12 protein-coding genes are annotated in these 13,431 nt (G+C 69.8%); 3 read left to right on the top strand and 9 right to left on the bottom strand.

What is annotated here, in order from left to right:
- The first annotated feature begins 84 nt into the window (after nt 1–84).
- Together ACIA8R_RS22900 and ACIA8R_RS22895 are read left to right on the top strand one after the other, a co-directional pair.
- On the top strand, nt 85–1,317 hold the full coding sequence (locus ACIA8R_RS22900) for a flavin-dependent oxidoreductase (protein ID WP_397040316.1): 1,233 nt from the start codon (nt 85–87) through the stop codon (nt 1,315–1,317).
- 105 nt (nt 1,318–1,422) lie between these two features.
- Complete coding sequence (locus ACIA8R_RS22895; protein WP_364101970.1) at nt 1,423–2,292, top strand: ABC transporter ATP-binding protein; 870 nt, start codon at nt 1,423–1,425, stop codon at nt 2,290–2,292.
- 61 nt (nt 2,293–2,353) lie between these two features.
- Here ACIA8R_RS22895 and ACIA8R_RS22890 read toward each other — a convergent pair whose 3' ends face one another.
- The 6 genes from ACIA8R_RS22890 to ACIA8R_RS22865 all read right to left on the bottom strand — a co-directional run bounded on the left by ACIA8R_RS22890 (nt 2,354) and on the right by ACIA8R_RS22865 (nt 10,013).
- Nucleotides 2,354–2,884 (bottom strand): ATP/GTP-binding protein, encoded by a 531-nt coding sequence (locus ACIA8R_RS22890; RefSeq protein ID WP_364101967.1) that lies wholly within the window; start codon nt 2,882–2,884, stop codon nt 2,354–2,356.
- Nucleotides 2,885–2,912: 28 nt separating this feature from the next.
- Nucleotides 2,913–3,317, bottom strand: a complete 405-nt coding sequence (locus tag ACIA8R_RS22885; protein ID WP_055507219.1) for a DUF742 domain-containing protein — start codon at nt 3,315–3,317, stop codon at nt 2,913–2,915.
- 19 nt (nt 3,318–3,336) lie between these two features.
- Nucleotides 3,337–3,750: a roadblock/LC7 domain-containing protein gene (locus tag ACIA8R_RS22880; protein ID WP_201760494.1), complete on the bottom strand. Its 414-nt coding sequence runs from the start codon at nt 3,748–3,750 to the stop codon at nt 3,337–3,339.
- A 5-nt stretch (nt 3,751–3,755) separates the two neighbouring features.
- Complete coding sequence (locus ACIA8R_RS22875; RefSeq protein WP_357695372.1) at nt 3,756–7,001, bottom strand: nitrate- and nitrite sensing domain-containing protein; 3,246 nt, start codon at nt 6,999–7,001, stop codon at nt 3,756–3,758.
- 252 nt (nt 7,002–7,253) lie between these two features.
- Nucleotides 7,254–8,651 (bottom strand): aminobutyraldehyde dehydrogenase, encoded by a 1,398-nt coding sequence (locus tag ACIA8R_RS22870; protein WP_357695370.1) that lies wholly within the window; start codon nt 8,649–8,651, stop codon nt 7,254–7,256.
- 18 nt (nt 8,652–8,669) lie between these two features.
- On the bottom strand, nt 8,670–10,013 hold the full coding sequence (locus ACIA8R_RS22865) for a glycosyltransferase (protein ID WP_364101961.1): 1,344 nt from the start codon (nt 10,011–10,013) through the stop codon (nt 8,670–8,672).
- 128 nt (nt 10,014–10,141) lie between these two features.
- Here ACIA8R_RS22865 and ACIA8R_RS22860 point away from each other — a divergent pair, with 128 nt between their 5' ends.
- Nucleotides 10,142–10,747 (top strand): TetR family transcriptional regulator, encoded by a 606-nt coding sequence (locus ACIA8R_RS22860; protein ID WP_357695366.1) that lies wholly within the window; start codon nt 10,142–10,144, stop codon nt 10,745–10,747.
- Here the strand turns inward: ACIA8R_RS22860 and ACIA8R_RS22855 are convergent.
- The 3 genes from ACIA8R_RS22855 to ACIA8R_RS22845 are packed head-to-tail and all read right to left on the bottom strand — an operon-like array spanning nt 10,741 to nt 13,430.
- Nucleotides 10,741–11,790 (bottom strand): ABC transporter ATP-binding protein, encoded by a 1,050-nt coding sequence (locus ACIA8R_RS22855; RefSeq protein ID WP_364101957.1) that lies wholly within the window; start codon nt 11,788–11,790, stop codon nt 10,741–10,743. The genes ACIA8R_RS22860 and ACIA8R_RS22855 overlap by 7 nt on opposite strands.
- A complete protein-coding gene (locus ACIA8R_RS22850) occupies nt 11,777–12,583 on the bottom strand; it encodes an ABC transporter permease (RefSeq protein WP_357695362.1) in 807 nt (268 codons plus the stop codon). Before ACIA8R_RS22850 ends, ACIA8R_RS22855 begins: the two co-directional genes overlap by 14 nt.
- Nucleotides 12,576–13,430 carry an ABC transporter permease gene (locus ACIA8R_RS22845; protein WP_397040209.1) on the bottom strand — a complete coding sequence of 285 codons (855 nt, stop codon included), beginning with the start codon at nt 13,428–13,430 and terminating at the stop codon, nt 12,576–12,578. The genes ACIA8R_RS22850 and ACIA8R_RS22845 overlap by 8 nt, the downstream gene beginning before the upstream one ends.
- Nucleotide 13,431 lies beyond the last annotated feature (1 nt).

Here is a 13,431-nt window from a genome sequence, read left to right as displayed (position 1 = left end):
CAAAGAGAGAGAAACTTAGCGTCATGTTCCCCGTCAGGGGACACGGGTGATCGGATCGAGACCACTGGGGGCGACGTGCGGACGATGGTCGTGGGCGGCGGCATCGGCGGGCTCACCACGGCGCTCAGCCTGGCGGCGGCCGGGCTGGAGTGCGTGGTCGTGGAAGCGGCCGCCGCGCTGAGGCCGCTCGGCGTCGGGATCAACCTGCAACCGCACGCCGTACGGGAGCTGACCGAGCTCGGGCTGGCCGGCGAGCTGGCCGCGCTGGGCGTGGAGACGAGCTTCATGACCTTCGCCGACCGGCACGGCAACGTGATCCTGGCGCTGCCGCGCGGTCGGTCGGCCGGCTACCGCTGGCCGCAGTACAGCATCCACCGGGGCGAGTTGCAGATGGCGCTGCTGGCCGCGGTCGAGGAACGGGTCGGCCCGGTGCGGACGGGCGTCCGCCTGGAGGGCTTCGAACAGGACGGCAAGAAGGTCCTCGTCCGGCTCCGGCAGGGCGGCGAGCTCCTGGAGGAACGGGTGGACGTGCTCGTCGGCGCGGACGGCGTGCAGTCCACGGTACGGGCGCTGCTGCACCCGTCGGGCGATCCCCTGCTGTGGGCGGGCATCCGGATGTGGCGCGGGGTGGCCGAGACCGATCCCGTCCTGGACGGCGCCACGGTGCTCGTGGGCGGCTCCAACCGGGCCGGAAAGCTCGTGACGTATCACATCTCGGCCGGAAATCCCCGGCTGGTCAACTGGGTGGCCGAGGTCAAGGTGGCAGAGCCAGGCGTCGTCGCGGAGGCCGACTGGTCGCGCGAGGGCCGGCTGGAGGAGGTGTCCGCCCACTTCGCGGACTGGCGGTACCGTCCGGTGGACGTCCAGGGGTTGTTGTCGGGCTCGGCCCGCATCCTGGAGTACCCGATGGTGGACCGGGATCCGCTGCCCGTCTGGGGCGAGGGCCGGGTGACGCTGCTGGGCGACGCCGCCCACCCCATGTACCCGATCGGCTCGAACGGCGGCTCGCAGGCCGTGCTCGACGCGCGGGTGCTGGCCCGGTGCCTGGCGACGTCCGGCGACCCGGCCACGGCGCTCAAGGCGTACGAGGAGGAACGGCGTCCGCCCACGTCGGCGCTGGTGCTGGCCCATCGGGCGCTGCCGATCGAGGATACGATCGCGCTGGTGACCGAACGCGCGCCCGACGGGTTCGCCGACATCGCCGACGTGCTGACGGAGGCCGAGCTGGCCGCCATGGCCGGGGCGCAGCGGCGCATCTCCGACGCCGACGTCCGGGCGCTGAACGAGCGGGGGTCGTGGAGCGTGGGCATCCCATGACAGCCGTGAAGACTCAAGGGTAAGATCCGACACCGAAGAGCCATACCGACATTTCCGGCTTCCCGAGTCGGTCCTCCGCTCGGGGCCTCGCCCCCTAGGACATCCATGCTCGAGATAGAGAACCTCTCCCACGTCTACGGCGGCGGTGGCCCCAACGCTCACCACGCCATCGAAGGGCTGAACCTGAGCGTCGCCGCGGGCGAGCTGCTGTGCATCGTCGGGCCGTCGGGCGCCGGGAAGTCCACCCTGCTGCGCTCCATCGCCGGGCTGATCAGGCCGACGGGCGGGGAGGTCAGGGTCGAGGGCGAGCTCGTGCGGCAGACGCCGGACAACCTGGCGGTGGTCTTCCAGGACTACAGCCGCTCGCTGTTCCCGTGGATGTCGGTGGCCGACAACGTGGCCCTGCCGCTGCGCCGCCGGGGCATGGACAAGCGGCAGCGCCGCGAGGCCGCCCAGGAGGCGCTGGAGTCGGTCGGGCTCCAGGGCGCCGAGAAGAAGTATCCGTTCCAGCTCTCGGGCGGCATGCAGCAGCGGGTGGCGATCGCGCGGGCGCTGGCCTACCGGCCCTCGCTCATGCTCATGGACGAGCCGTTCGGCTCGGTCGACGCCCAGACCCGCGAAGACCTCGAAGACCTGGTGCTGAAGGTGCGCGGCCACCACCAGATGACGATCGTGCTCATCACGCACGACATCGACGAGAGCGTCTACGTCGGCGACCGCGTCGTGGTGTTGTCGAAGGCGCCCGCGCGCGTGGTCGGCGACCTCAAGGTCGACCTGCCCGGCCCGCGCGACCAGATCACCACCCGCGAGCACCCTGACTTCGTCCACCTGCGCGCCGAGGTCGGCCGCCTGGTGCGCGGCCACGCCACCGCCGCCGACCCTGTCGCCGAGCCCGCCGCCGAGTCCACTTCCGACCCGGACGCCGAGCCCACTTCCGAGCCCGCCGCCGAGTCCACTTCCGACTCCGTCGCCTGAGCCCGCCGCCCGGCCGTCCGGGGCGCGCGCGGATCGATGGGCGCGCGCCCGGGGCTCACGTCTATACCGGCGTGTGCGAGTGGCGGGTGAGCGCGTGCTCCACCAGCGTGATCAGGGTGGATTTCACCGTGTCGCGCTGACGGGCGTCGAGGCGGATGATCGGGATGTGCCCGCCGACGGACAGGGCCTCCCGGATCTCGTCCTCCGCGTGGGCGAACTGACCGTCCCAGCCGTTGATGCCGATCACGAAGGGCAGCTTGGCCTCTTCGAAGTAGTCGATCGCGGGGAAACTGTCCGCGAGACGGCGCGTGTCCACCAGGACGACGGCGCCGATCGCACCGCGCACGAGGTCGTCCCACATGAACCAGAAGCGGTGCTGTCCGGGGGTGCCGAACAGATAAAGGATCAGATCGCGATCCAGCGACACACGTCCGAAGTCCATCGCCACGGTGGTGGTCGTCTTGTTCGGCGTGAGCGAGACGTCGTCGACGTGTGCCGATGCGTCCGTCATGACCGCTTCCGTGGTGAGCGGCAGGATCTCCGAGACCGCTCCCACGAACGTCGTCTTCCCCACGCCGAAGCCCCCGGCCACGACGATCTTCGTCGAGGTCAGACCGGGGCTAGAGCCTGCGAAGTCCACTGAGCACCCTTTCGAGCAAGTTGAGGTCCGGCTTTCCCGCGTCCAGCGCAGGCTGGTGCACGCGGATCAGGCCCTCCGACGCCATGTCGGCGATCAGCACCCGGACCACACCAAGGGGCTGGCGTAAAAGGGCGGAGATCTCGGCAACCGACCGGACGTTCCGGGTCAGCTGAATGATCGCCTGATACTCCGGACTCAGTAGGGAAATGTCTTGGTATTCCGACGTCACGGAGGACACCAAAGCCTCCATGGCGAACTTCATCCGCGGCGCGGTGCGCCCCCCGGTCACGGCATAGGGCCGTACCAGGGAGCTCGGCTTCTGCGGACGAGGGGCCGCCGGATGCGGCGGAGTGCTATCACCAGCCCAACCCTGACCTGACACCATGATCTCCTGTCACCGCCCGCTAGCGGGGGCGGGCCGCTTGCAGCTCAGCGCGTACGGCCGGGGTGAGCACCTGACCTGCCCGCTCGACCAGCAGCGTCATCTGGTACGCCACGAGGCCCATGTCACAGTCGGGAGCCGCGAGGACGGCCAGACAGGACCCGTCGCTGATGGACATGATCATCAAGAGCCCGCGCTGCATCTCGATGACGGTCTGGGTCACCATGCCGCCCTCGAAGACCCGCGCGGCGCCCTGCGTCAAACTGATCACACCCGAGGCGACCGCGGCGAGCTGGTCGGCCCGGTCCTTGGGGAAACCCTCCGAGAAGGCCAGCGGCAGGCCGTCGGACGACACCACGACGGTGTGCGCGACGCCTGGCACGTTGTTCACGAAGTCGGTGATCAGCCAGCTGATGCCACGCGCTCCCTGGCTCATCTCTCTCATTTGTCCTCCTCATTCTCTTCTCCGCGGGTGAACGCGCGGCCTTGCCGCACTCCCTGCTGGAAGCTGGAGAGCCTGCTGCGCAACCGCTCGGGCGAGATCTGCGGCGGCGGTGACGTGGGCTGCGGCTCGGCGAGACTGGCCGTACCGGGCACGAGGTTGGCCTTGGGCACGCGGCGCGGCAGGCCCGAGGCCGTGATGCCGGACTGGGCGGGCTGCGCCGCGGCCTGGGCCGCCTGGAAACCCGAGTCGGCGGGCGAGGACCACGACGCGCCGGCGCCGGACTGGCCGGGCTTGCGCTGCGGCAGCCCGGACCGGCCGGTCGCCGGGGCGGCGGGCGGCGCCGCGGGCGGCGCGGACGCCGGGGGCTCGGCGGGCACAGCCGGGTGCACGGCGGTGATCTCGTGCTCGGACTCCTGGTCCTGGCGCAGCTGCTCGGGGTCGGGCCTGCGGAACCAGTCCGAGCCGACGGACGAGAAGATCGGCAGGAACTCCTCGCCCTGCTCCTCCAGGGGCGAGGTGCGCACCACGGGGAGCGGGCCGGTCATGTCCTGCGAGGAGTAGTCACCCTGGCCGAATGGGCCGAAAGCGCCCGGACTGCTCTGCTCGTACTGGTCGGCGGGCTTGGGCTCCTCCGCGCCGAACCCCTGGAGGTCGCCGAACGCCGAGCGGTAGGGCTCCTCGCCGTACGGCGGGGGGCTCGGCCGGTCGACCGACTCGAACAGGGACCGCCGCGGCTCCTCGCCGAAGGCCGACTGGCCGAGCGAGGTGTCGCCGAAGGACGGCGAGCCGAAGGAGGACCAGCGGGGCTCCTCCTTCCCGGCCTGCGGCGGCTCGGTGGCGAAGGACGGCCAGCGGGGCTCGTCGTCCTGCATCGGCGGCGGCTGCTCGGCGAAGGAGGGCCAGCGCTGCTCGCCCCACGGGGACTGGGCCTGCGGCTGCGGCTCGGGCTGGGCCGCCGGCGGCTCCTCCGCGAAGAACGGCTTGGGCTCGTCGGAGTAGAACGGCTTGGGCTCGTCGGCGAAGAAGGGCTTGGGCTCGTCGCCGAAGGACGGCTTGGGGTCCTCGGCGAACGAGGGCCAGCGCGGCTCGTCCCGGCCGGGCTCCTCGCCGAAGGATCCCCAGCGGGTCTCCTCCTGCGCGGACTCGTCGGCGAAGGACGGCCAGTTGCCGGTGCCCGGCGCGGGCAGCGAGCCCGGCCACTGCGTGTCCAGCACCCGGTCGGCCGAGGCCGGCGCGGAGGCGTGGCCGCCGTTCTGGCTCGCCTCGTCGGGCTGGGCGGGCACGCCGAACTGGCTCGGGTCGAACGTGGTGAACGCCTCGTACTGGCTGCCGGCCTGCTGCGGCATGCCGGCGCCCCCGCTGATGAGCATGTCGGGCATCATCACCAGCGCGCTCAGGCCGCCGGTCTCCCGCATGCTGAGCTGGACGCGGATGCCGTGGCGCAGCGCCAGGCGGCCGACCACGAACAGGCCCATGCGGCGGGAGACGCCGACGTCCACGACGGGCGGGTTGGCCAGGCGCCAGTTGGCCTCGGCGAGCTCTTCGGGGCTCATGCCGATGCCCAGGTCGTTGATGGAGATCATGACGCCGCCGTCGGCGGCCACGCTGCTGACCTCGACCTTGCTCTCGCGGGGCGAGAAGGAGATCGCGTTCTCGATCAGCTCGGCGAGCAGGTGGACGGCGTCGGTGACGGCCGGGCCGACGATCAGCGTGCCGGACGGGATCTTGATCTGGACCCGCTCGTAGTTCTCGACCTCCGACAGCGAGGCGCGGGCGATGTCGACCAGCGGCACCGGCTCGCTCCACTTGCGCGCGGCCTCCTGGCCGGCGAGGACCAGGAGGTTCTCGCTGTTGCGGCGCATGCGGGTGGCCAGGTGGTCGAGGCGGAACAGGTTCGCGAGCCGCTGCTCGTCCTCCTCGCCCTGCTCCAGGCCCTCGATGAGCTGGAGCTGCCGTTCGACCAGCGTCTGGCTGCGGCGGGAGAGGTTGACGAACATGGCGTTGACGTTGGCGCGCAGCTTGGCCTCGTCACCGGCCAGCCGGAGCGCCTCGCGGTGGACCTCGTCGAAGGCCCGGGCCACTTCACCGATCTCGTCACGGGTGTTGACGCCGACCGAGGGCACCTCGGGCACCTGCGCGCCCTCACCGGACTCGCGCAGGATGCGGACGGTCTCGGGCAGCCGGGTGGTGGCCACCTGGAGCGCCTCGGCGCGCAGCCGGCGCAGCGGGCGGACCAGCGAACCGGCCACCCGGGTGGTGATGATCAGGACGAGCAGCAGCAGGACGAGGATGGTCGCGCCGCTGATGATGGCGTTGCGCTGCTCGGTGTCGCTCAGCTCACGGGCCCTGGTCACGATCTTGGTGGCCAGGGAGTCCTCGACCTTGCGCATGGCGTTGCCGGCCAGCGTGGTGCTGTCGTACCAGCGGCTCAGGTCGCGGGCGGAGGTGACGTCGAGGTCCTTGATCTGGTTGTACTCACGGATCTGGGCCAGGGCGCGCTGCCGCATCGCGTCGGCGCGGTCGATGTCCGAGCCGCGCATGCCCTTCTGGTACGCCTTCAGGTCGGCCGGGTCGGCCTCCCGCTCGAAGGCGGCGAGCTCGGCCTGCTGGCGGCTCCACGAGCCGAGCAACTCCGACGGATCGTCGTAGTCGAGCTTACGCTCAAGGAGCGCGATCATGAGAATGGTCTGCTGCCTGGAGACTTCTTCCTTGACCCGCTCCAGCGAGCCGAGGGCGGCCACGTCACCCTGGAGGTCGTCGTCGTTCACGCCGTCGCCCAGGTCGCCCAGGATGCCGGAGAAGACGCCGATCATCGTCGTGTACGTGGTGATCGCGGCTCGCGAGGGCGCGCCGTCGGCCACCATCGACGCCCGGAGGCTGTCGAGGCCGGCCAGCCACCGGCGCATGTTCTCCACGCCCTCGCGGATACGGGCCGAGTGCGCGGCGTCGATGGCGTTCGCCGAGGCCAGCACCCGCTTCTTGGCCGCGTCGACGGCCGCGCGCTGGGTCTTGAGCTGAACGAACCGTCCGGACTTCGACTGGTCGGTGACGTACCACGCGGTGAGCGTGCGTTCCTTGGCCAGCTCGTGGTTGAGTCCGCCGATGCGCTGCACCAGCTCGGCGACCTGGGTCAGCCGGCGGTACTCGGAGCTCGTCCCGATCGCGTTGGCGAGCTGCACACCCGCGAGGAGCACGCCCACGATGGTGGGGATGAGGATCAGCGCGATCAACCTTGAGCGCACACGCCAGTTCCCCAGCCGGAACCTTCCGCCTGTGTACTCCCCTGACCTCGTGTGCCTGGGGTTTTCCGTCCTCACTGACTCTCGCTACCTCTCGCCGGTACGTGCTCGAAAGAAAATCAGACACGCGTGTGGCGCATGGGATTCTGTCCGGCTGGGTAATTGGAACACAGTCCGTACCAGACGGCCAACCGTACATTTCCCACTAAATGCGCCCAAAGCGACACTTTGGGCGACATATCGCCGTACACGTTTTCAGGCGGGCCGGAACGAATCCCGCTCCACGGGTGCCGCGTGCTTGACCATCAGGTGACGCGTCACCGAATACTCCTGCACCGCCTCCTGGCTCATGTCCTTACCGAACCCGCTGCCCTTCACGCCGCCGTGCGGCGCCTCGCTGGCGATCGGGAGATGATCGTTCACCCAGGTCACGCCCACGTCCAGCCGGTGGGACACGCGCATTGCCCGCGCGACGTCGCGCGACCACACCGACGAGGCGAGCCCGTAGGGGGTGTCGTTGGCCAGCCGGACGGCCTCGTCCTCGCCGTCGAACGGCAGCGCCACAAGGACCGGTCCGAAAAGTTCTCCCTGGACGATCTCGCTCTCCTGTGCGACATCGGTCACAAGCGTGGGCGGGTAGAAGAACCCGGGCCCCTCGACGGGCGCGCCGCCGTGCACGATCCGCCCGCCCGAGCGTGAGACGAAGCCGTGCACGCGCTCGCGGTGGGCGGCCGAGATCAGCGGGCCGATGTCCGTCGCCGGGTCCCAGGGGTCGCCCACGGTGATCTCGGCGAGCGTCGCCCGGATGGCCTCGACGGCGTCGTCGTAGATCTCGCGGGCCACGTACACGCGGGTGGCCGCGGTGCAGTCCTGGCCGGTGTTGTACGTGGCGCCCATGGCCACGCCGCGGGCCATCTCGGCCAGGTCGGCGTCCTGGAAGACCAGGGCGGGCGCCTTGCCGCCGAGTTCGAGGTGCACCCGCTTGAGCGTGGCCGCCGCGCCGGTCATGACCGCCCGGCCGGTGCCGGTCGAGCCGGTGACGCTCACCATGTCCACGCCCGGGTCGGTCACCAGCGCCTGGCCGACCTCGGCGTCGCCGGTGACCGCCTGGACGAGCCCCTCGGGCGCGCCCGCCTTGGCGAACAGCTCGGCCAGGCGCAGCGTCGTGCGCGGCGTCTGCGGCGCCGGCTTGATGACCACGGCGTTGCCGGCGGCCACGGCCGGGCCGACCTTCCACACCGCCATGACGAACGGGAAGTTCCATGGCGCGATCGACCCCACCACCCCGACGGGCCGGCGCAGCAGCACCGAGGTGTAACCGGCGCTGAACACCCCGGCGCCCGACCCTTCGAGAGAGCGGGCGGCGCCGGCGAAGAAGCGCAGGTTGTCGACGGCGAAGGGCAGCTCGCCGTCCCTGAACACGGCCGCCGGCTTGCCGGTCTCCTCCACCTCCAGCCTGGTCAGCTCCTCGGCGTCGGCCTCCACCAGGTCGGCCAGGCGCAGCAGCAGCCGCTGGCGCTCGGCGGGAGTGGTCTGCGCCCACTCCTCGTACGCGCCCCTGGCGGTCCGGACGGCCGCCGCCACGTCCGCCACCGGCGTGTCCGGGATCTCGGCGCACGGGAGGCCGGTGGCGGGGTTGATCAGTTCACGCATGGAATGTCCTCGAAATCCCTACTGGCCGAGCTGTTCGATCAGGTCGGCGGCCTTGCGCAGGCCGTCACGGCCGCGGATCTCCTCGCCCGCGGCGGCGAGCCTCGCGCGCATCTCGGTGTCGCCGAGCAGGCGCTCCACGGCGCCTGTCAGCTCCTCGTCGGTGAAGGTGTAGGTGGAGAGCCTGACACCGTAGCCCAGTTCGTCCACGCGCTGGGCGTTGTCGTACTGGTCCCAGAACAGCGGGAGCACGATCATCGGCTTGCCGAAGTGCACCGCCTCGGTGGTGGTGTTGTTGCCGCCGTGCGTGATGACCAGGTCGCACAGCGGGATGATCTTCGTCTGCGGCAGGAACTCGGCGCCGTACATGTTGTCGGCGAGCCTGATCTCCTCGTGCAGCGGGCCCTTGGAGACGATGTACTGGTGGCGCGTGCCGGCCAGGATGTCGATCACGCGCTGCATCAGCTCCACGTCGGAGGAGCCGAGCGAGCCGAGCGAGAAGTAGATCAGCGAGCCGTCGTTACGCTCGTGCTCATCGTCGCGCCCGCTTCGCTCCTCGTTGGCTCCTCCGTCGCTCTCTCGTCGCGAGCTCCTGCGCTCGAAGGGCAGCGTGAAGTCCTCGTCGGTCTCGCGCACCGAGGAGTCGAGCCGCTGCCAGCTCGGGCCGAGCGGGCGGGCGTCGGTGTAGTCGAGGATCTCGGGGAAGACGTAGAGGTTCAGGTCGCCCTCGTGGATGAAGTCCAGGTCGGGCAGCGGGGCCGTGCCCTGCTCGACGCACCACGCGTTGAAGGCCGTCCAGATCTCGCGGTGGGTGCGGTCGTACTCGGCGCGGAAGGCGTCCCACTCGGAGCGGTCGTCGGCGGGCAGGCCGGAGAAGACCGGCGCGACGTTCTCGCCGCGCACCTCCAGCGGGTTGCAGGAGACGATGCGGACGAACTTCTTGCCGGCCGTGAGCAGCGCCGGGAACGTGATCACGTTGTCCTCGACGATCACGTCCGGGTTCACGCGCTCGATGATGGCCTTGAGCTGCGGCTCGCAGTACTTGGCGCCGTCGATGAGGGAGTCCCAGATCGGCTTGGTGACGGTGTCGAGCTGCTCCAGCGTGCTCTTGCGGTACTCCGGCGCGGTCTCGCGGATGAAGTCCTTCCAGAACTGACCGGCGTCCTGCTCCTCGGCGTTCTCGGCCGGCGGGGCGAGGTCGACGAGGTCCTCCTCGAAGCCGAGCGCTTCGAGCTTGCCCTTCCAGGAGGATTCGGCGGCGAAGACGACGCGGTGCCCGCGACGACGGAGAATGTCGCCGATGCCGATGCTGTTGTTCGTGGGGCCGTACGCGCTCTCTGGCATGAACAGGATGGTGAGGGACATCGTGAACTCCGGGGGAACTCGTCAAATTGAAGAGGAATTCAAATACTCATCTAGCGTGAAGCGCAAGTTAAGTGCACTATGGTCACGGCCGATCTGAATGGTGACCAAACGCACGGGGGGTGGTGGTCGTGGCCCAGCGCAAAAGCCGTAGTGACCGGCGCATCGACTTGATCGAGGCCGCGCGCCGAGCCATCATCCGTCATGGAATCGACGGAGTACAGCTCTCGCACGTCGCCGAGGAGGCCGGCCTGACCTCCGGAGCCGTGCTCTACCACTACCCCGACCTGGGCGAACTCCTGGTCGAGGCGCAGCACGCGGGCATGGAACGTTTCTACGAGCTGCGCATGCGCCGCCTGGCCGACTTCACCGACCCGGTCGAGAAGCTGGTCGTCACGATCCGGTCGGGGTTGCCGACCGGGCCGCTCGACCCCGACGTGCGCCTGCTCAACGAGCTGGGCGGCGCCGCGGGCCGGCACCGGGTCTACGGCGTGCTGCTCACCTCGCTGTACGACCGCCAGGTGTCGATGTACCAGGCGATCCTGGACACGGGGGCCGCGCTCGGGGTCTTCCGGCTGACGGCCGACTCCGTGACCGTCGCGCGCAACCTGGTGGCCCTGGAGGACGCCTACGGCTACCGCATCACCGCCCGCCACCCGCTGATCGGGCCCGACGAGGCGGCCGAGCTGATCCTGTCGTACGCGCGGGCGGCGACGGGCAACGACCTGGCTCATTGATCGACCGTCATGATGACGGCGTCCTGGGTCTCCCAGCGCACCTTCACCTTGGCGCCGGGCTGCACCGTGCTCGCTCCCTGGACGGCGGCGAGCACGGGTTTGGCCCGTCCCGGCACGTCCACGGAGATGTGTGAGACGCCGCCGTAGAAGCTGACGTCCAGGACGCTGCCCTTCAGGCCCCTGGCCGCGTTCTCGTCGGCCAGCTCGATCTTCTCGGGACGGACCGCGAGCAGCGCCTTGGTGTCGGCGGCGAGCTCGTCGAGCGGCGTTCCGGCCAGCATGCCGAACTCGTCGCTCTTGATCCCGTCCAGGCCGGTGTAGACGCCCTCGAAGAGGTTGTTCGCCCCGACGAAGTCGGCCACGAACGGCGAGCGCGGGCGCTCGTACAGGGCGACGGGGGCGTCCACCTGGCGCACGGTGCCGCTGTCGAAGACCGCGATGCGGTCGGCCAGCGACATGGCCTCCTCCTGGTCGTGCGTGACGACCACGAAGGTGATGCCGACCTCGTGCTGGAGCCGCTTGAGCTCCAGCTGCATGTCCGCGCGGACCTTCTTGTCCAGGGCCGACAGCGGCTCGTCGAGCAGCAGCAGACGCGGCCGCTTGACGATGGAACGCGCCAGCGCGACCCGCTGCCGCTGTCCGCCGGACAGCTGGGCGGGCTTGCGCGAGGCGTGCGCCGACAGGCCCACGGTCTCCAGCACCTCGCCGACGCGCTGCTTGATCTCCGCCCGGGGCAGCTTCTCGCGCTCCAGGCCGTAGGCCACGTTCTTGGCCACGGTCATGTGCGGGAACAGCGCGTACGACTGGAACATGAGGCTGATCGGCCGCCGGTTGGGCTGCTTGGCCAGCAGGTCCTCGTCGTCGAGCGTGACCGTGCCGGCGTCGGGCGACTCGAACCCGGCGATGATGCGCAGCAAAGTGGTCTTCCCGCAGCCGGACGGCCCGAGCAGGGCGAAGAACTCGCCCTGCTCGATCTCCAGCGAGACGTCGTCGAGCGCGGTGACGTCACCGAACCTGCGGGTGATCCCGTCAATCCTGAGCACGCGATCTCCCGATCTTGGTCATCCGCTGCCCGGCGATCACTGCCGTGAAGCTCACGAGGAGCAGGATCGCGGCCAGCGCGTTGATCTTCGGGGTCACCCCGAAACGAACCATTGAGTAGATGACGATCGGCAGCGTCGGCTCGGCGTTGCCGATCGTGAAGAAGGCGATCACGAACTCGTCCAGCGACAGCGTGAACGCCAGCAGCGCCCCGGCGACGATCCCGGGCAGGAGCTGCGGCAGCGTGATCTTCATGAACGTGACCACCGGCCCGGCCCCCAGGTCGCGCGAGGCCTCCTCCAGCGAGGGGTCGGCGCCGGTGAGCCGGGTGCGCACCACGGCCGCGACGAACGCCATGGAGAACAGGGCGTGCGCGAGGGTCACCGTGGGCAGCCCGAGCGCGAACTGGGCGTCCCACTGGGCCAGGAAGTTGTTGATCAGGGCGTACAGGACCAGCAGGCCGATCCCGAGCACCAGGTCGGGCAGCACGGCCGGCATGAGCGCGACCGCGTCGAGGATCTTGGACCTGGTGTACCGGGCCAGGCCGACGGCCAGCAGCGTGCCGAGCACGGTGGCGATCGCCGTCGAGCCCAGGGCCACGATCAGCGTGTTGACCAGGCTGTCCCGGACCTTCTCGTCGGCGGCCAGCTCGCCGTACCACTTCAGGCTGAAGCCCTCGAAGGTGTAGGCCGACTTGCCGGAGTTGAAGGACATGACGACCAGGACGATGATCGGCACGTACATGAAGACGTAGGTCGCCCAGAAGGGCACGTACAGCAGCTTGGGCCTACGCACGGCGGGCCGCCCACGCCTGGACGAGCAGCAGCAGGACCAGTAGGGCGATCAGCGCCAGCACCAGCGCCGAGCCGAACGGCCAGTCGCGCGCGGTCAGGAACTGGTTGCGGATCAGGTTGCCCACCATGATCGACTTGCTGCCGCCGAGCATCTCGGGGATGACGAAGTTGCCGAAGCTCGGCACGAACACGAACATCGCCCCGGTCAGCGCGCCGGGCAGCGTGAGCGGCAGCGTCACCTTCCTGAACGTGGTGAACGCCGAGGCCCCGAGGTTCGCCGACGCCTCGCGCAGTTGCGGGTCGAGCTTCTCGATCGAGGAGTACAGCGGCAGCACCATGAGCGGCAGGTACGAGTAGAGCAGGCCGACGACGATCGTGCCCTGGGTGTAGAGCAGCTCCAGCTTCGTGCCCAGCAGGGAGTTGATCAGCCCCGGGCCGCTGAGCATGATGATCCACGCGTAGACGCGGATGATGAAGTTCGTCCAGAAGGGCAGCACGATCGCCACCAGGGCGATCGTCTTCCACTTCGGCGGGAGCTGGGCGATCAGGTACGCCGTCGGGTAGCCGAGCAGCAACGCGATCAGCGTGGCGATCGCCGCCATCTTCAGCGAGTCGCCGACGACCCCCAGGTAGAGGGAGTCGAACAGGCGCTGGAAGTTCTCCAGCGTGAACTCGTAGAAGATGCCGCCGAAGCGCCCCCGCTGGAAGACCGTGTAGCTGAGCACCAGCCCCAGCGGCACGAGGAGCAGCACGACCAGGTACGTCAGACCTGGCGAAAGGAAAACGAACGCGCCCAGCCGGCGACCCCGCTTACGGGACACCGGCCGGGCCTTGACCTCGGATCTCACT

Source organism: Nonomuraea sp. NPDC051191 (genome assembly GCF_044455665.1).
In the GTDB taxonomy this organism is placed as follows: Bacteria; Actinomycetota; Actinomycetes; order Streptosporangiales; family Streptosporangiaceae; genus Nonomuraea.
This window is presented reverse-complemented; position numbering and strand designations above follow the sequence as displayed.

Coding starts and splice junctions, on each gene's coding strand:
- ACIA8R_RS22870 (WP_357695370.1), bottom strand. CDS start 8,651: ATGCGTGAACTGATCAACCCCGCCACCGGCCTCCCGTGCGCCGAGATC.
- ACIA8R_RS22900 (WP_397040316.1), top strand. CDS start 85: ATGGTCGTGGGCGGCGGCATCGGCGGGCTCACCACGGCGCTCAGCCTG.
- ACIA8R_RS22865 (WP_364101961.1), bottom strand. CDS start 10,013: ATGTCCCTCACCATCCTGTTCATGCCAGAGAGCGCGTACGGCCCCACG.
- ACIA8R_RS22895 (WP_364101970.1), top strand. CDS start 1,423: ATGCTCGAGATAGAGAACCTCTCCCACGTCTACGGCGGCGGTGGCCCC.
- ACIA8R_RS22880 (WP_201760494.1), bottom strand. CDS start 3,750: ATGAGCCAGGGAGCGCGTGGCATCAGCTGGCTGATCACCGACTTCGTG.
- ACIA8R_RS22885 (WP_055507219.1), bottom strand. CDS start 3,317: ATGGTGTCAGGTCAGGGTTGGGCTGGTGATAGCACTCCGCCGCATCCG.